Source organism: Shewanella intestini, from assembly GCF_018221465.1.
GTDB lineage: Bacteria > Pseudomonadota > Gammaproteobacteria > Enterobacterales > Shewanellaceae > Shewanella > Shewanella intestini.
In genome coordinates this window covers 75,486-91,885 of sequence record NZ_JAAIKR010000007.1, presented here as the reverse complement: position 1 = coordinate 91,885, position 16,400 = coordinate 75,486, and the positions used below count along the sequence as shown (strand labels likewise).

General features: G+C 40.1%; 19 protein-coding genes. 6 read left to right on the top strand and 13 right to left on the bottom strand.

What is annotated here, in order from left to right; translation table 11 throughout:
• Window position 1: 1 nt before the first annotated feature.
• From G3R48_RS09100 to dolP, 3 genes are all read left to right on the top strand, one after another.
• The gene (locus G3R48_RS09100) at window positions 2–328 is read left to right on the top strand and encodes a YraN family protein (protein WP_153664582.1); all 327 of its coding nucleotides are present in this window, start codon (window positions 2–4) and stop codon (window positions 326–328) included.
• Window positions 329–428: 100 nt separating this feature from the next.
• A complete protein-coding gene (locus G3R48_RS09095; protein WP_153664581.1) occupies window positions 429–1,022 on the top strand; it encodes a phosphoheptose isomerase in 594 nt (197 codons plus the stop codon).
• A complete protein-coding gene (gene dolP, locus G3R48_RS09090) occupies window positions 1,019–1,585 on the top strand; it encodes a division/outer membrane stress-associated lipid-binding lipoprotein (protein ID WP_153664580.1) in 567 nt (188 codons plus the stop codon). The genes G3R48_RS09095 and dolP overlap by 4 nt, the downstream gene beginning before the upstream one ends.
• Before the next feature lie 31 nt (window positions 1,586–1,616).
• Here dolP and G3R48_RS09085 read toward each other — a convergent pair whose 3' ends face one another.
• On the bottom strand, window positions 1,617–2,513 hold the full coding sequence (locus G3R48_RS09085) for a DMT family transporter (protein ID WP_153664579.1): 897 nt from the start codon (window positions 2,511–2,513) through the stop codon (window positions 1,617–1,619).
• Window positions 2,514–2,649: 136 nt separating this feature from the next.
• Here G3R48_RS09085 and G3R48_RS09080 point away from each other — a divergent pair, with 136 nt between their 5' ends.
• A complete protein-coding gene (locus tag G3R48_RS09080) occupies window positions 2,650–3,549 on the top strand; it encodes a LysR substrate-binding domain-containing protein (RefSeq protein WP_153664578.1) in 900 nt (299 codons plus the stop codon).
• Window positions 3,550–3,586: 37 nt separating this feature from the next.
• Here the strand turns inward: G3R48_RS09080 and trpS are convergent, their stop codons facing one another.
• From trpS to rpe, 3 genes are all read right to left on the bottom strand, one after another.
• Window positions 3,587–4,585: a tryptophan--tRNA ligase gene (trpS, locus tag G3R48_RS09075; RefSeq protein ID WP_153664577.1), complete on the bottom strand. Its 999-nt coding sequence runs from the start codon at window positions 4,583–4,585 to the stop codon at window positions 3,587–3,589.
• 21 nt (window positions 4,586–4,606) lie between these two features.
• On the bottom strand, window positions 4,607–5,296 hold the full coding sequence (locus G3R48_RS09070; RefSeq protein WP_153664576.1) for a phosphoglycolate phosphatase: 690 nt from the start codon (window positions 5,294–5,296) through the stop codon (window positions 4,607–4,609).
• A gap of 99 nt (window positions 5,297–5,395) precedes the next feature.
• Window positions 5,396–6,070 (bottom strand): ribulose-phosphate 3-epimerase, encoded by a 675-nt coding sequence (gene rpe, locus G3R48_RS09065; RefSeq protein WP_153664575.1) that lies wholly within the window; start codon window positions 6,068–6,070, stop codon window positions 5,396–5,398.
• 559 nt (window positions 6,071–6,629) lie between these two features.
• On the opposite strand from rpe, the gene G3R48_RS09060 reads away from it, so the two are divergent.
• Together G3R48_RS09060 and G3R48_RS09055 are read left to right on the top strand one after the other, a co-directional pair.
• Window positions 6,630–6,887, top strand: coding sequence for a hypothetical protein (locus G3R48_RS09060; RefSeq protein ID WP_323741265.1), 258 nt, complete (start codon window positions 6,630–6,632; stop codon window positions 6,885–6,887).
• A 9-nt stretch (window positions 6,888–6,896) separates the two neighbouring features.
• Window positions 6,897–7,076, top strand: coding sequence for a DUF2970 domain-containing protein (locus tag G3R48_RS09055; RefSeq protein ID WP_153664573.1), 180 nt, complete (start codon window positions 6,897–6,899; stop codon window positions 7,074–7,076).
• Window positions 7,077–7,085: 9 nt separating this feature from the next.
• Here G3R48_RS09055 and G3R48_RS09050 read toward each other — a convergent pair whose 3' ends face one another.
• The 9 genes from G3R48_RS09050 to G3R48_RS09010 form a co-directional block, all read right to left on the bottom strand.
• On the bottom strand, window positions 7,086–7,925 hold the full coding sequence (locus G3R48_RS09050; RefSeq protein WP_153664572.1) for a Dam family site-specific DNA-(adenine-N6)-methyltransferase: 840 nt from the start codon (window positions 7,923–7,925) through the stop codon (window positions 7,086–7,088).
• Between the two features lie 91 nt (window positions 7,926–8,016).
• On the bottom strand, window positions 8,017–9,582 hold the full coding sequence (locus G3R48_RS09045) for an AAA family ATPase (protein ID WP_194823893.1): 1,566 nt from the start codon (window positions 9,580–9,582) through the stop codon (window positions 8,017–8,019).
• Between the two features lie 17 nt (window positions 9,583–9,599).
• Window positions 9,600–10,676, bottom strand: a complete 1,077-nt coding sequence (gene aroB, locus G3R48_RS09040; protein ID WP_153664571.1) for a 3-dehydroquinate synthase — start codon at window positions 10,674–10,676, stop codon at window positions 9,600–9,602.
• A gap of 8 nt (window positions 10,677–10,684) precedes the next feature.
• A complete protein-coding gene (aroK, locus tag G3R48_RS09035) occupies window positions 10,685–11,200 on the bottom strand; it encodes a shikimate kinase AroK (RefSeq protein WP_153664570.1) in 516 nt (171 codons plus the stop codon).
• A 268-nt stretch (window positions 11,201–11,468) separates the two neighbouring features.
• Window positions 11,469–13,517, bottom strand: a complete 2,049-nt coding sequence (locus G3R48_RS09030) for a type IV pilus secretin PilQ (RefSeq protein WP_153664568.1) — start codon at window positions 13,515–13,517, stop codon at window positions 11,469–11,471.
• Between the two features lie 21 nt (window positions 13,518–13,538).
• Window positions 13,539–14,057 carry a pilus assembly protein PilP gene (locus G3R48_RS09025; protein WP_153664566.1) on the bottom strand — a complete coding sequence of 173 codons (519 nt, stop codon included), beginning with the start codon at window positions 14,055–14,057 and terminating at the stop codon, window positions 13,539–13,541.
• Window positions 14,057–14,674, bottom strand: a complete 618-nt coding sequence (locus G3R48_RS09020) for a type IV pilus inner membrane component PilO (RefSeq protein WP_153664564.1) — start codon at window positions 14,672–14,674, stop codon at window positions 14,057–14,059. Before G3R48_RS09020 ends, G3R48_RS09025 begins: the two co-directional genes overlap by 1 nt.
• The gene (locus G3R48_RS09015; protein WP_153664562.1) at window positions 14,671–15,255 is read right to left on the bottom strand and encodes a PilN domain-containing protein; all 585 of its coding nucleotides are present in this window, start codon (window positions 15,253–15,255) and stop codon (window positions 14,671–14,673) included. Before G3R48_RS09015 ends, G3R48_RS09020 begins: the two co-directional genes overlap by 4 nt.
• The gene (locus G3R48_RS09010; RefSeq protein ID WP_153664560.1) at window positions 15,243–16,322 is read right to left on the bottom strand and encodes a pilus assembly protein PilM; all 1,080 of its coding nucleotides are present in this window, start codon (window positions 16,320–16,322) and stop codon (window positions 15,243–15,245) included. The genes G3R48_RS09015 and G3R48_RS09010 overlap by 13 nt, the downstream gene beginning before the upstream one ends.
• Between the last annotated feature and the right edge of the window lie 78 nt (window positions 16,323–16,400).

Here is a 16,400-nt window from a genome sequence, read left to right as displayed (position 1 = left end):
CATGAATAAGGGACAAGCTGCTGAGCAGCAAGCAAGACACTATCTAGAAAAACAAGGGATGATATTTGTCGCCGCCAATGTGCGATACCCATTTGGCGAAATAGACCTCATCATGCAGCAGCAATCAACCTTGGTATTTGTAGAAGTAAAGTACCGCTCGTCAACTCAATTTGGCGGTGCACTCGCAGCGTTGTCAAAAGCGCAAATAACCAGGATCCGGCGTGCTGCTGACCATTATTTACAACGAAACTCAATCACCCCAGCCTGTCGATTTGATGTCATCGCCATCACGCCACAACAAATCAATTGGCTACAAGGGTGTTTTTAATTTCTTTTAATTACCCGTGCCATGATTTATGGCATTATATGCCGAAAGTTCAAAGTAGTAATCATCATCAAAATTTAGTTTTAATGTGAAGGATAGTTAGATGTTAGAACGTATTAAAGACAGTTTTACCGAATCAATCCAAACCAAAATTGATGCCGCTGAAGCCTTACCGGAGTCAATTGAAAAAGCCGCAGAAATGATGGTGCAATGTCTACTTGGTGGTAATAAAATTCTGTCTTGTGGTAACGGTGGTAGTGCTGGTGATGCGCAGCATTTTTCAGCTGAATTGCTAAACCGTTACGAAATAGAACGTCCACCACTACCTGCTATTGCGCTTAGTTGTGACACCTCAACGATTACCGCAATTGCTAACGATTACAGCTACGATGAAATCTTTTCTAAGCAAATTTTAGCGCTGGGTCAACCGGGTGACATTTTGCTGGCAATATCTACCAGTGGTAATTCTGGCAATGTCATTAAAGCAATGGAAGCAGCGCTAAGCCGCGACATGACCATTGTGGCCTTAACAGGTAAAGATGGCGGCGCAATGGCTGGCTTAATGAGTGCTGGTGACGTTGAAATCCGTGTACCTTCAAATGTAACTGCACGTATTCAAGAAGTCCACTTACTGGCGATTCATTGCCTATGCGACAACATTGATCGCACACTGTTCCCGCAGGACGAACAGGCATGAGAAAACCCCTTACAGTCATTGCACTTGCGTTGTTATTACAAGGCTGCGCCAGTGCACTTCTGGTAGGAGCGGTCAGTGGTGCAAAAATGGTCAATGACGAACGATCTATGAAAACGCAGCTTAACGATACCAATGCTGATTTTGATATTGTGAGCGCTTTGTCTAAAGACAACGATCTTAAAGAGCACACGAATATCACTGGCGTGGTGATGAACAGCAATGTGTTGATGATTGGTCAAGCGCCTAATTCAGCTCTGCGAGACAGAGCTATTGCTATTGTGCAAAAGCTCAATATTGGCGGCAAAATTCATAACCAGATTAGAATTGGCAACCCAACCTCATTTACCAGTCGCAGTAATGATGCGTGGATCACCACTAAAGTTAAGTCACGAATGTTAAACAACAATGACTTAGACGTGACCCGTATTAAAGTTGTCACCGAGAACGGTGAAGTATTCTTACTCGGACTAGTCAGTCGTCCACAGGCCGATATTGCTGTCGAAATCACTCGCCACACAACCGGCGTAAGAAAAGTGATAAAAGTATTTGAATACATAGAATAAAGCGACCCAAGGTGGCTTTATTCTTATCCGTTTATTCTATTGAGACCTTAGGTTGTTGCAGGATTATTTTATTCACCCGACTCTTTTGCCATTTTATCATTGCCCAAGGTAAAATTAATGACGGTAGCACTATCAGTGCAGCCCCAAACCAGCTTAGGGCATCAAGCCATTCATCAAACCATAACCAACCAAAAAACACGCAAAATAATAATCCAGTATATTCGGCAATCGCAATATCACTGGCCTGTGCTTGACGATAAGCTTTGACGCAAAACCATTGATAAATCAATAAAAAGCTATTACTTAACACGGCTATACCCACCATATGCCAAGATACCGACACACCGCCAAACGCAACGGCGATAATAACAACCAGCGGAATACTCAATAAATTGTAATAGATTAATGTGCTCGTTGGGCTTTCTGTCGTCGGCAACTTTTTAATCGTGAGTTGGTTTATCGCAAACGAAAAGGCACTCACTAATACAATCACTCCATACCAATTAATTTGAGTCGGCTTAAGTAATATTAAAATACCGACAAAACCTAAAAAGATAGTCAACCATTGGACGATCGACACTTGCTCTTTTAAAAAAAACGCCCCCATGATGACAATAAGAATAGGGCCGGCAAAAAACAATGAACTGGCCGTTGCTAATGGCAAGCTCATTAATCCAATAATAAAGCACATGCCCCCTATGGCACCGATGTTTGAACGAAAAAAATGGAGTGTTAAATGTTGAGTTGGTGCTTTTTTAGTCGTAAGCCAAAATGGCAAAACCATTAACACAGACAAACATTGCCTGATTAACAAGAAGCTTGCAGCATCAGCATTATCTGGTAACCATTTAACCGACACATCATAAAGTGCGCTAAATACATTACCCACAATCAATAACCCTACACCTAACAGCACTGCCGGTTTCATCTTTTGCTCCCACATTAATTAGGCGAGCATCATATCGGTCTCGAAAATGAATAAAAAATGATGTTTTTTGCCAAGGTATGAATTAAATTTATACCTAAGCATTAAGCCATTAGTTATTTACAAGGCGATAACAACCATGCGTAAACTTCCTCCATTAAGAGCACTACAAGTTTTTGAGGCTGCAGCCAGACATTTGAACTTTTCACATGCTGCAGCAGAGCTATGCGTCACCCAAAGCGCGGTATCTCATCAAATAAAACAGCTTGAAAATTACTTTGGCGAAACCTTATTTCAACGCCAAGGAAGGCAATATCAGCTCACGGAAAAAGGCGATATATTATTTGAAGAATTGGAGTCGTTATTTAATCAACTTAACGATTTAAGTATGAAAATAACTGGTGAGCAAAATCAAAAGCTACGTTTAGCGGTATTTAGTTCATTTGCCATAAAATGGTTAATTCCGCGCTTAGGTGACTTTAAAAAACAGCACCCTCAATACAATATTCGTTTGAATATGATCACCGATGAACCGACATTAACCGATACCATTGCGGATATGTTTATTTGTGGCCGAGATGATCAACCCGGTTTTTGGCAAACAACACTCCACCATGAACGACTCATCGCGGTATGCAGCCCTGAGTTTATCGATAAGACAGTCGAGGTGTCATTGCCATGGTTTACTCGCCAACCATTACTGGTGGTCGATGAGCCAGGGTTAGGGTTAGATTGGGATTTTTGGGCTCAACAAAATCAACTAACCTTGCCCACAAGTCAGCAACGGCACATTTTCAGCCATGTATTATTAGCTATTGAAGCGGCAACTGCAGGCCAAGGTGTTGCATTGGCGTCAGACTTTATGGTCGATAGTGATATCAAAGCCGGTAAGTTAATAGCACTCAATTTACCCGACGTGTTCACCCATTTTAAGTTTAATTTTTTATGTAAACAGCGCAGTAAAACTCACCCAGCTATTCACGCATTTATCGTATGGCTTCAGCAACAAGTTGCAGATGAAAAAAAGGCCAACACATAGGGGTGTTGGCCTTAATAATTTTAAACAAAGCAGATACTTAAACAAGTAAACCGATTTTTTCATATACCGTTTTAATGGTTGCATTGGCACGAACTCGCGCTTGATCTGCACCTTGCTTTAGCACTTCATCTAAGTAGGTAGTATCGGCTCTAAATTCTTTAAAGCGTGCTTGAATAGGTGCTAGCATTTCAACAACGGCTTCACCTGTCGCGCCTTTTAAGTGGCCATACATTTTGCCTTCAAAGTCTTTTTCAATTGACTCAATTGACTGACCGTTACACCCTGACATTAAGCTCATTAAGTTAGATACACCAGGTTTGTTTTCTTGGTCAAAACGCACAACAGGCGGCTCTTCGCTGTCAGTCATCGCCTTTTTCACTTTCTTTAAAATGGCTTTAGGATCTTCAAGTAAGCTAATGACATTATTACGGTTATCATCTGACTTAGACATTTTTTTCAATGGCTCGTGCAGTGACATCACCTTCGCACCCTGCTTTGGAATAAACGCTTGAGGTATTGCAAACGTGTCGCCGTAAGCATTATTAAAACGCGTTGCAATGTCTCTTGTTAATTCAAGATGCTGCATTTGATCTTGGCCAACAGGGACTTCGTTAGCTTGATATAACAAGATGTCTGCAGCCATTAAAACAGGGTAGTCATATAAGCCCACGTTAATGTTATTAGCATGCTTTTGCGACTTGTCTTTAAACTGAGTCATACGATTAAGCTCACCCATTTGGGTATAACAGTTTAATGCCCAGCTTAATTGCGTATGCTCTGGTACGTGCGACTGCATAAATACAGTGCTTTTTTTCGGGTCAACACCACAAGCTAGGTAAATAGCTAATGTGTCTAAACATGCTTGGCGCAATGCTTGAGGGTCTTGGCGTACGGTTATTGCGTGTAAATCTACCACGCAATAAATACAATCATGACTATCTTGCATCGATACCCATTGACGTAATGCGCCCATATAGTTGCCGATGGATAGTTCGCCTGAAGGCTGCGCACCGCTAAATACGATGGGTTTAGTCATGTAAATGTTGCTCCAAATAAATTAATTTAAAAGTAAGTCGCCAATTTGCGCAAAATCATCACAAACGGCTTGTGGCGAACTTAGGCTAATATGTTCACCGTAGTTGTAGCCATAGGTCAAGCCTATTGCTGCTACTTTTGCAGATTTTGCCGCTAAAATGTCATTTTTCGAGTCGCCGACCATTAATAGTTGCGATGAAGCTAGCTGCCACTGTGAAAGTAAATGGTTTAAAGGCATTGGATCTGGCTTCATTTTTTCAAGCGAGTCTCCACCGAGTACGATATCGAAAAAGTGAGATAAACCAAATGAATTAAGTAATGGAATGGTAAATTCGTAAGGCTTATTGGTTACGACAGCCATCTGATAACCGGCCAGTTTTAAGTGTGAGAGTGTTGCTAATACATTCGGGTATAGTTCGCTATGCTTTTCAAGATGCAAACCATATTGCTGCATAAAACTGGGCATGGTTTGCTCAACAAGGACGTCAAATTCAGCAGACTTTGTCATCTCAGGCTGAACATGGGCTAACGCACGTTGCATTAACACCTTGGCTCCGTTGCCAACCCAACTTCTAACCTGAGCAGTCGTCACACTGGCTAAGTCCATTTGTTGTAAAGTTGCATTGGTCGCAGCGGCTAAGTCAGGCACACTGTCAATAAGCGTCCCGTCTAAATCAAAAGCAATTGCTTTAATTGAACTCCAATTTGTCATGATCTACCTCTAAGAAGGTGTTGCAAAGCATCGGTATAAAGACGATAAAAGCAGTGAACGTTACATTCACTGCTTTTACATAACTGAGCTAAAATTTGATTACTTATCGATACTATTTAACTGCACACGCATTTCATCAATGACTGTTTTGTAATCTGGCTGACTGAAAATGGCAGAACCGGCTACAAACATATCCGCTCCAGCCGCTGCGATTTCAGCAATATTATCAACCTTAACCCCACCATCGACTTCAAGGCGTATATCATATCCACTCGCATCGATGCGCTCACGCACTTGACGTAACTTATCAAGTGTTGATGGAATGAAAGATTGACCACCAAAACCTGGGTTAACAGACATCAATAAAATAACATCAAGTTTATCCATAACATGGTCAAGGTAGTGCAATGATGTAGCAGGATTAAATACCAGACCCGCTTTACAACCACTTTCTTTAATCAGCTGTAACGTACGGTCGACATGCTCTGAAGCTTCAGGGTGAAAAGTAATAATAGATGCACCGGCATCAACAAAATCTGGAATGATTCTATCAACGGGTTTAACCATTAAATGAACGTCAATATCCGCTGTCACGCCGTAATCACGTAAAGCTTTACACACCATTGGGCCGATGGTTAAGTTCGGTACATAATGATTGTCCATTACGTCAAAGTGAACCACATCAGCGCCAGCATTTAGTACTGCGTCAACGTCTTCCCCTAAACGAGCAAAGTCAGCCGACAATATTGATGGAGCAATTAGAAATGGGCGCATGATCATCCTTTAATGCAAGGTAAATAGAATTAAGTGACGTCATTTTACTCCTTGATGCCATTTGCCTCTAGTGTAATTAGCACATTTCTAGCACACGCGAACACTTTTATCACAGTGCCACTGTGCTTATCTCAGATAAGTCACTCATTACTTCTGCAGAGGTTATTGACTTTACAATGAGTAACCGTAACGGATTAAGCTGAAGAGTTACTTCAGTGATAACATTGATGTTATTAGTATTAACAAAGCATTATATATTTAATTGACAACCTACTTAGTCAATTTATTGATATATAACCACTTAGAAAAAACCATGCTCATCAAGTAACTAGCATGTAATAATAAAGTGCAATACTTACAACAAAGCGTATCCATTTTATTAGTGATTTTGTTATACTGGTAAATAGGTAATAAAATCTGCATTCTGAATGCAAATTCCGACAAGGATATTGTGATGCCACAACAGCAAAAATGCTCAATCCTATCAAGGATTAAGACACACGTGCTTAAACTGACAATAGCCGGTTTTGCTGTCGTTTCTGTGGTATTTGGAATTACTATGACAAGCTCGGATTCTCAAACAAGTTTTCTTGCCAGTGCTTGCGATTGTGAGACAAACACCTCATATAACTCTACTTTACCGAGCAGTCACCCAAGTAACCGCTGTGCAACTCAAAATAATGATGTAAGTTGGACCAATTGGTTATCGGGTAATAGCCGCTCAAGCCAATTCCATTTCATTGATTTACTCGAACTCATTCACGGTCATAAACAAAAACCATTACCAGAATTACCTGGTTCTCAAGTCACACAGTAGATATTTTTTATGTCTTTGTGGCGGGTTTTTACTAGTACTTTAGCCGCTTTTATTGGTATACAAACAGAAACTCGACGACAGCAAGACTTTAATACTTCGTCACCGATACCGTTTATCATCATGGGGATCGTTCTCGCCATTGCATTGATATTGGTGTTAATGTTTATTGTCGACCAAATTCTCAGTTAACCAATCGCGTTAATATTCGTCGTCTTGATAATGATGGTCATACAATGCAATGATTTCATTAACCTTATTGCGACTACTGCCTTTTTGGCTAATATTACGCTGTACGGCAACCGTTGAATGGTTGGCGCCGCGATATAGCTCCCGAGTCAACGGAATATCATGATTACTAATCACCACAGGTATATTGCGTTTATGCGCAATATGGCGTGAATGGCGAGCTAATAAAGCCTGATCATCTAAAGAAAACCCTTTACCCACATAAGTCGTAAAACTTGCAGTAGTAGAAAGCGGCGCATAAGGTGGGTCGCAGTAGAGAACATCACCTTGCGTTGCTAATTCAAATGCTTGTTCATAGCCAATACATTTAAACTCAGCTTTAGCTGCTTTGTCTGAAAAAAATCGAATTTCTTTTTCAGGAAAATAAGGCTTTTTATAAGAACCAAAAGGCACGTTAAAGCCGCCTTTACGGTTATATCGACATAGTCCATTAAAACCATGTCGATTCATATATAGAAAATACACCGAACGAAGAAAGGGATCTTGACTCGCGTTAAACTCAGTACGAATGTTGTAGTAAGCATCTTTATTGTTCATACTTTCTACAAAAAGCGCTTTGGCCGCAGCAATGTATTCTTCAGGCCGTGTTTTGACAATATTATATAAGTGAATAAGATCCTGATTAATATCACACAGTAAATACTTATCGTAATGAGTATTGAGAAATACTGACCCAGCACCAACAAACGGCTCAACTAACCTTTGCCCGTGTGGCAAATGTTTAGCAAGTTCATCTATGAGTTTATATTTACCGCCAGCCCATTTTAGGAAGGCTCTATGCTTTTTGGTCATTTACTGGGGTGTTGTCAAAACAAGAAGCACAAGATTGTACTCTGTTTAAGTGGATTTATCATTGCCTAATCACAATTAAATACGCTTTGAATTATGACAAATTAACCGAAACTTTGTATTGCGATAAATCTTGCCACTTTCTTATCCAAGGTGCTGATAAACCATACTTTGCTTGTAATTTTTTTGCCGTTTTCTCCGCTTCTACTGCAGAGTGATACTGACCAATCAGAAGAATATATTTAGATTTATACTCGCGTAAATACACATTCTCCTCAGCAGCTAGTTTAGATAAATAAGGCTGTAATGATTGACGTTTACTGACACTAGCTAATTGTAACGTGTAACCATCAACAGGTGTTTGAAGGTCAACTTCATTAATATCGTTTCTCGGTTCGATAATAGATGCTTGCGTAGGAGTTGAAGTTTTATTTGGCTCTTTGTCAGATTCAATTGTACTAACAGGTTGTGGTAATTCTACCGATGCCGGCTTAACTTTATCTTGGTGATGTGTATCCGAATATTGTTTTATCAGCGCTTCTATGTCATGCGTATTTTTAGGCGTGAATAAACTCGACAGCCCTAATTTTTGAGGATGTGGTGGCCTAAGTACCGTTAAAATATCAACATCGTATTTACGAGAAGCATGTCCTGAAAGCTGCCTAGAAACAGCTTTAATGCGTGATAAATGCGCTTGTGAATTAATTGAACGCTGCTGATTATCAGCAGCTTCAGCTAATTGATTCCCTATACAGAAGTGACAAGCAGCTAAGTAATCGTTCGCCCATTGTTTGATTGCTTCACTAGCTTGCTTTTTAGCTAATGTTTGTTGAACAGTTAACCCTGCCTGAGCTTGAAGTGTTGACGGCTCAAGAGTTGATGATTGAAGAGTTAGATGCTCATAGCCGGCAACAATACCGGCAATGACAACCAAGGCGACCATAAAACTGGCTATCGGTTTTAACCATTTTCGCCAGCTAGCAATCACTTCTTCTTGAGGTGAAAGTGCTAACGACAGTAATTGCAATACTTCCTGCGGCGTTCCAGTTTGCTTCTCTAATTTTGCGCGCACAATTTCACGTGGGATAAATGGTGTTTGGCCACTGCGTGACAATAAAGTTTGGTATAAACCTTCTCGCTCAGAAATATATAAAGGTTCAATATCCACTTGCAGTAGCTCATTGCGCAGTTGCTTGTTCAATTGTTGTGATAACAATGCCCAATGCTCAGGTTCACAGGTTAATGTGACCGTCACATATTTTCCAGCGCATTTGATTTGGCTTAACAAAATGCATTCAGCCCAAATTTCCATTGGTAATAAATGCGCATCATCAATAATGATATGCAGTGGTTTTTGCAGGCTAGATTGAATCTTTAGCACCGTGTCCATTAGCGGTACTTCGTCATCGAATATAGGAGAGTTAATCAATTGAACCAGAACTTTACGACGGATTTCTGCAGCATCAACATGCTTGGGGCATAAAACGAGCGCGGAGTTGTAATGGGTTAGCTCTGTCGCTAGCACAGTAGCTAAGGTGGTTTTCCCTGAGCCTGAAGGGCCACATAAAACAGACAGATGATCACCGTAACTTGCTAGATGCTGCAAGCGATGAACAATAGATTCTTGAGAGGGTAACAGTAAAAGTTCTTCTGCCGACACACTACCACCTAGTAGCTCTATGCGCCTTCAATTACCTGTTGCAAAAGTAATTCGCTGACATCACTAAAAACGTCTGCTTTACCAATTTCGGTTGGTAAAATAAGACGAATTTGCCCTGCTAATACTTTTTTGTCCCGGCGCATATGTTTAATAAAACTGTCAAAATTCATTGATGTTGGTATTGCTGTTGGTAAATCAAATGCACGATGAATTGCAATTATACGACAGACAATTGACTCATCAACCAAATTTAGACGCTGTGCCGTTTTAGCAGCAAGAACCGTACCGACAGCAACAGCTTCACCATGTAACCATTGACCATAGCCCATTTCTGCTTCAATTGCGTGACCAAATGTATGCCCAAGATTTAACAGTGCACGAACACCGCGCTCCATCTCATCCTCAGCAACAACCTCAGCTTTAATTTCACAACATCGTTCAATGGCATGGCTCAATGCCACCGTTTCGAGATTTTTTAAAGATTCAACATTGGCTTCTAGCCAATAGAAGAATGCTTGATCCCAAATAATGCCGTACTTAATCACCTCGGCCATGCCTGCTGCAAATTCATTTGCAGGTAAGGTATTTAAACAATAAGTATCAATAATCACTTTTTGAGGCTGATAAAAAGCCCCGATCATATTTTTACCTAAAGGGTGATTGACTGCGGTTTTTCCGCCAACAGAAGAATCTACCTGAGACAATAACGTAGTGGGAATTTGAATAAAATCAACACCACGTTGATAACTTGCAGCTGCAAACCCAGTCATGTCGCCAATTACCCCACCACCTAATGCTATTAGTACACAATCTCTGGCGAAATTATGTTCAAGCAATGCAGTGAAGATAAAATTTAAATGTTCTAGGTTTTTATATTGCTCGCCATCAGGAAGAATAACGGATTCAACACAAGCACAAGCCACCAACGCCTTTTGCACTTTATTCAAGTACAAAGGCGCAACGGTGTCATTTGAAACAATAAGAACTTTCTTATTAGCTAAGTTATCGTTAAATAACTGGCCAAGCTGCATAAGGTCCTGGCCAATGTAAATGGGATAACTTCTCTCACCTAAATCGACCTGAATCTGTTGCATCTTTTTCCTTAGAAGCCTAATTGCTCTATGATTTGGTTTGCGACGATTTTTGCGCTTTGCTCGTCGGTTTTAACGATAACATCTGCGATCTCTTCGTAAAGAGGGTTACGGACTTCAGCTAAATTCTCAAGCACTTCACGTGGGTCATCTACTTGTAATAGTGGACGACGTTTATCACGTTGTGTACGCGCAACTTGCTTATCAATCGTTGTTTCAAGATAAACAACGATACCGCGAGCGGAAAGATAATTGCGAATATCTTTGCTTTGAACCGAGCCACCGCCTGTAGCAAGAACAATACCTTGCCTTTCAGACAGGTCAGCGATAACTTGAGCTTCGCGACGTCTAAAGCCTTCTTCGCCTTCAACATCGAACACCCAGGCAATATCTGCACCTGTGCGTTGCTCAATCTCGTGATCTGAGTCGTGGAAATCTAAATGCAGCATTTGGGCCAGATGGCGACCAATTGTGCTTTTGCCTGCGCCCATAGGGCCTACCAGAAAAATATTACGTTTTTCAGCCATTTCGGATACGTCTGAATCTTATTTGAAAAGAGTGCCTTATCGACCTTACAGTAGAAAGCCGACCTATATATTACCTTGCTCTATTGAGACTTGACGGGGGATTATCTCAGTTATGACCTATTGCTGGCAAGTCATCAGTAACATTTAACGTGATTTTTTATCATTAATGTAAGTGACCATCCACGTTAGTTTATGAAACCAGCGATAAGCGTATAATATTTAAACATAAAAAAACCAACCATTTCGGTTGGTTTTTTATATTGCTACTTTAAAGCTTTTCAGAAACAATCTTTGGTGTCACGAATATCAATAACTCTTGACGCTCGTTAGTATCAGATGAGTTTCTAAACAAGAAACCTACCAACGGAATATCACCTAAAACAGGAACTTTGCTCACTCGACTAATTAGATTTTGTTGGTAAATACCACCAAGGACAATCGTTTCACCATTATCTACAAGCACTTGCGTTCCAATGCGTTGAGTATCAATCGCAACAGCCTCACCCGTTGCTGTTTGCACGGTTTCGCCTTGAGAGTCTTGAGTTATCTCTAGATCTAAAATAACGCGATTATCCGGTGTAATCTGCGGTGTTACTCGCAATGATAAAACCGCTTTCTTAAAGGTAACTGATGTTGCACCACTAGAAGCTGATTCCACATACGGAATTTCTACACCTTGCTCAATGTAAGCCGCTTTCTGGTTAGATGTGGTAATACGCGGGCTCGCAATAATCTCACCTTTGTTCTCTTGCTCTAACGCGCTTAGCTCTAAATCTAATACAGTACCATCAGCTAACTTAGCTACATGGAACGCAATACTTGTAGAGTTAGCTGCTGCAGAAGGTAAATTAACATTTAATCTGTCGCCTAAGCTAGGAACCAGACCATTGGCAATGTCCGCTGCACCTTCAAGTGAACCAGACGTGCCCTTTGTACCTTGTTGATCTGTAATACCCCAACGAATACCTAAATCTTCAGACACATTGTCTTTCACTGTCACCATGCGCGATTCAATTAACACTTGTTTAATTGGTATATCTAACACGTCAGTCAAGCGATGAACATTTTCTAATGTTTCTGCAGTATCTTTAACTAATAAAGTATTGGTACGTTCATCTACCGCAACACTGCCACGACTAGATAATAAACTTGAATCATCACCCTTAAGTAACTCAGCTATGTCAGAAGCTTTAGCGTAGTTAATTTGAATATATTCAGAATATAATGGCGCTAATTCCTTCACCTCTTGTTTATTTTTAAGGTCGTTACTTTCACGAAGTGCTAACTCTTCGCTTGGTGCAACCATTAATATATTGCCTTCAATACGCTTATCTAAACCTTTAGTTTGAAGAATTAGGTCTAGTGCTTGATCCCAAGGCACATCGTCTAGTCGTAAGGTAATATCACCTTGAACTGTGTCACTGGTGACTAAGTTAAACTTATTAAAATCAGCAATAATCTGCAATACAGTACGCACTGAAATGTTCTGGAAGTTTAATGAGAGTGACTTACCGTTATATTTTTTATCTTCTTTGGTAACAGATACTCGCTCAACTTTATTGATGTCGACTTTAAATACATTGCCGTCTTGTTTTGAATTAAAGTCATATTTACCATCAACATCAATCACAATACGGGTCGTCAGATCATCTTTAAACGTTTCAAAGCTTTTAACCGGTGTAGAAAAGTCTTTAACGTCCATAACGTAAAGTAAATCATCACCAATATCTGTATTAAAGAGTTTCACCTCTAACTTAGAACCAACAAGTTGTACATTAGCTGCAACGGTTGGGTTATTCAGATTAATTAATAACTCGCCACCGCCTGTATCATTACGACGAAAATCAATGGTTTCAACTTTGTTTACAAAAGGATTAGCACCTTTTGATGAATCTATTGAAGCGTCGTTAATTGTTAATCTATAGGTATTGCCAACCACTTTCCCTTGATAAGGTTTAATATTATCAAGCGCAACAGTCACCTCTAAATCACTGGCTTTTTGCTTAGTTGATAATGATTTCACGCCCACTAAATCAACGGGGAGATCATCTTTAGCCAAGTTAGAAATAGTGTCTTCAAAACTTAATGATATTTCAGTTGGTTTAGCTGATAAATCTAGTTTTGGAGCAGCGATATCAGACTCGAACACCAATTCAACTTCAAATTGGTGATCAACAGCCGTGTGATACTTCACATCAAGTAAACGGTTAGCAGCAAGCGCGTTAGGCAATACTCCAACAGCTAAAAATACACTTAACAGTGTTTTGAAAAATGTCGCGCTTATGCGTCTTGCATTCATCGTGGCAGAAGATTTCATTATTCCCTCATCCTTCGCACGTTATTGACCAGAAAGTTCTAAGCTGCTTGGCCTTTCAGCCCAACAACCTGAACCATCAGGAATTAATTCTAATATTTCAATATATTTAGGTGTCACTTTTGAAATACGACCATTATAAAGACCTAAATACTCTCCTTCACCCACTCGATAAACACTTGAGTCTGCAGTTTCAACTAACGCCCAAATATTATCATTCTCACTCAAGGTGCCGCGCATTCTCAGGTTATCAAGTGCATATGTTTCAAGACGACTCTTACGTCGTTTTAAATCAGGTTGTAAACAGTTTTTAGAAGTATCAATGACTTCTTCAGTCAGTTCACGAGAAGGTGGCACAAACGGACTACGCATTAACTCAGCTTGATATTCAAAATGCTCAAACTTCGGTGTTTCTTCCAACGGAGGAATGCGAGCAACATGTTGCGCTTTCGTGGTGGTCACAAATAGCTCTAAGTCACTGTGATCGCCAATGCACCCAGTTAAAATAAACAATGGTGCGATAATAAGAGGTTTAATTTTCATTATTTACCTCCTTTTTTCGCCGTAGCAGACAATTCAGCACCTTCTTTAAAACGATAGGTTTTAGCTAAGATATCCATCGATAACTGCCCGCTGTCAGTACGCTTGATTACAAAGTCATGCAAGCTGACAATACGTGGAAGCTTTGCAATTCCGCTTACCATTTTGCCCAACTCGTGATACTCACCAATAACACTCATTTTAATTGGGAATTCAATATAGAAATCTCTGACTATTTCATCTTCCCAATCTAAGCTATTAATGCGTAAACCAGAGTCTGTTGCAACAAACGTAACATCATCAAGTAAGCCTGGCATTTCATTTTCAGATGGCAGCATTTTCAATAATTCAGCAAACTGCGCTTCCATGATAACCAGTTGTTCGCGATACAGTTTTAAATTAGCCGCTAGGCGATACTTGGTTTGAAAATCATCACGTAATGTTTGCTCTTGACGCTGCTCTGCTTCCATCGCGTTAATGGCATCAGAAATAAACAAATAATAGCTTGCTGCGATAACACAAATAGATAAGAAAGCCGCAAAAACAATCTTTACTAACTTGGGCCAAGCACCAATATTTTCAAAATCAATATCATTAAACTGGTCTAGATCGAGGTTCATTTTCTCGCTCCTCTTTCTGTTGCAGTTTTATCACTTGGCAACACTTCTTTGATGGTAACTCGAAGTCTAAAACGTTGTAATTGTCTTAATTCTTCACTTTGAGTCACTATCGACTGCATACTCGGGTCATGGAGGTAAGCTGATGTTTTAACCTTACGCATCATGTTTGCCACATTGTTATTCGATTCACTGCGCCCTTCTATCCATAATAGGCTGCCTTTCTTCTCAATGCTTGAAAGATATATGCCAGCAGGGACAATTCGAACCAGTTCATCAAGAACATGTGTTGGTAAATTACTTGATTGTTGCAAGTCGAGAATAATTTCAGTACGGCGCTCAATATCTTTTTTGCGCTCAGTGATTTTTCTAATTTCGGCAATTTGTTTATCCAATAAACGTATTTCAGAACTTAGATAATCATTTCGCTGACGTTGATCGTCGGTCACTAATTCAATAAAACCTAAAAATAAATAGATTCCCAAAGAAGTCACTAAGAAGACTAATGCCAAAACACCGATATAATCTCGTTTTTGCTTTTCCCTTGATTCTTCACGCCAAGGTAATAAATTTATGTTCGCCATTGAGCATAACTCCTTAACGCTAGCCCACAAGCAACCATGTATTTACCGATAATAGGTTCTAATTCATGTTTCACACTTTCTTCGGCATGCAAGCAACCTTGAAACGGGTCTGCCACAATGGAGTGAACGCCCAATTCGGATGTCAGCAACGCAGCCATACCTTCAAGAGGTGCGGTTCCACCCGACAACACAATGTAATCCACTTTTTCTTTGCCACTCGCTGTACAGTAAATTTGAATCGTACGCTTAATTTGCTGCAACAATTGAGTTTGAAATGGTGAGAGTACTTCGAACATATAATTTCTAGGCAGTTGATTGGAGACTTTTGCAGTTTCAGCCTCATCATATGTCATCCCGTAAAAGGAAAGTATTGATTGAGTATAAAGATCCCCACCAAAAGCTTGCTCACGAATAAAGCTAGTTTCACCATTCTCAACAACCGCAAAGGTTGTCATATTTGAACCAATATCAACCATTGCAATAGACTGAGCTTTAGCCCCTTCAGGTAGCTGAGCGTAAATAAGCTCAGCCGAGCGACCAAGTGCATAGGCTTCTACATCAACCACCTTTGCATCTAATTCAATGGTATCAAGAAGATCAATTCGCGAATCAATATTTTCAGTTCGACATGCACTTAGCAATACATCAACTTTGGTTGGGTCAGTGGCATTCTCATTGAGCGTTTCAAAATCAATACTGACTTCATCCAAAGAATATGGAATTAAGTTGTCTGCTTCGATTTCAATTTGGGCTTCCATTTCTTCTTCATTTAATGAAGCGCCCATATAAATAACCTTGGTCATTACAGCTGACCCAGATACAGCCACTGCAGCATATTTGGCAGATTTAGGCAGTCCACGCTTAATTTGCTGCAAAGCATCTTGCACCGCATCAGCGTCACGTATTTCATGATCAATAACCGCACCTTTTCTCACTGGCGCAGTTAAATAGTTTTGAATTTTGAATCCATCCGCAGTCTTGCTCAACAAAATGGCTTTAACTTCATGAGACCCAATATCAATCCCAACCATTTGTGGAGCCTGACGCTTCCATAATTTAGAAAGCATAGTCCTTCATCACATTCTTATTCTCTTTTTAAAAAGAGATTAGCACAAAATCAACTCGTTATAAGTATTTGTATATAA

Coding starts and splice junctions, on each gene's coding strand:
- G3R48_RS09100 (WP_153664582.1), top strand. CDS start 2: ATGAATAAGGGACAAGCTGCTGAGCAGCAAGCAAGACACTATCTAGAA.
- G3R48_RS09095 (WP_153664581.1), top strand. CDS start 429: ATGTTAGAACGTATTAAAGACAGTTTTACCGAATCAATCCAAACCAAA.
- dolP (WP_153664580.1), top strand. CDS start 1,019: ATGAGAAAACCCCTTACAGTCATTGCACTTGCGTTGTTATTACAAGGC.
- G3R48_RS09085 (WP_153664579.1), bottom strand. CDS start 2,513: ATGAAACCGGCAGTGCTGTTAGGTGTAGGGTTATTGATTGTGGGTAAT.
- G3R48_RS09080 (WP_153664578.1), top strand. CDS start 2,650: ATGCGTAAACTTCCTCCATTAAGAGCACTACAAGTTTTTGAGGCTGCA.
- trpS (WP_153664577.1), bottom strand. CDS start 4,585: ATGACTAAACCCATCGTATTTAGCGGTGCGCAGCCTTCAGGCGAACTA.
- G3R48_RS09070 (WP_153664576.1), bottom strand. CDS start 5,296: ATGACAAATTGGAGTTCAATTAAAGCAATTGCTTTTGATTTAGACGGG.
- rpe (WP_153664575.1), bottom strand. CDS start 6,070: ATGCGCCCATTTCTAATTGCTCCATCAATATTGTCGGCTGACTTTGCT.
- G3R48_RS09060 (WP_323741265.1), top strand. CDS start 6,630: ATGACAAGCTCGGATTCTCAAACAAGTTTTCTTGCCAGTGCTTGCGAT.
- G3R48_RS09055 (WP_153664573.1), top strand. CDS start 6,897: ATGTCTTTGTGGCGGGTTTTTACTAGTACTTTAGCCGCTTTTATTGGT.
- G3R48_RS09050 (WP_153664572.1), bottom strand. CDS start 7,925: ATGACCAAAAAGCATAGAGCCTTCCTAAAATGGGCTGGCGGTAAATAT.
- aroB (WP_153664571.1), bottom strand. CDS start 10,676: ATGCAACAGATTCAGGTCGATTTAGGTGAGAGAAGTTATCCCATTTAC.
- aroK (WP_153664570.1), bottom strand. CDS start 11,200: ATGGCTGAAAAACGTAATATTTTTCTGGTAGGCCCTATGGGCGCAGGC.
- G3R48_RS09030 (WP_153664568.1), bottom strand. CDS start 13,517: ATGAAATCTTCTGCCACGATGAATGCAAGACGCATAAGCGCGACATTT.
- G3R48_RS09025 (WP_153664566.1), bottom strand. CDS start 14,057: ATGAAAATTAAACCTCTTATTATCGCACCATTGTTTATTTTAACTGGG.
- G3R48_RS09020 (WP_153664564.1), bottom strand. CDS start 14,674: ATGAACCTCGATCTAGACCAGTTTAATGATATTGATTTTGAAAATATT.
- G3R48_RS09015 (WP_153664562.1), bottom strand. CDS start 15,255: ATGGCGAACATAAATTTATTACCTTGGCGTGAAGAATCAAGGGAAAAG.
- G3R48_RS09010 (WP_153664560.1), bottom strand. CDS start 16,322: ATGCTTTCTAAATTATGGAAGCGTCAGGCTCCACAAATGGTTGGGATT.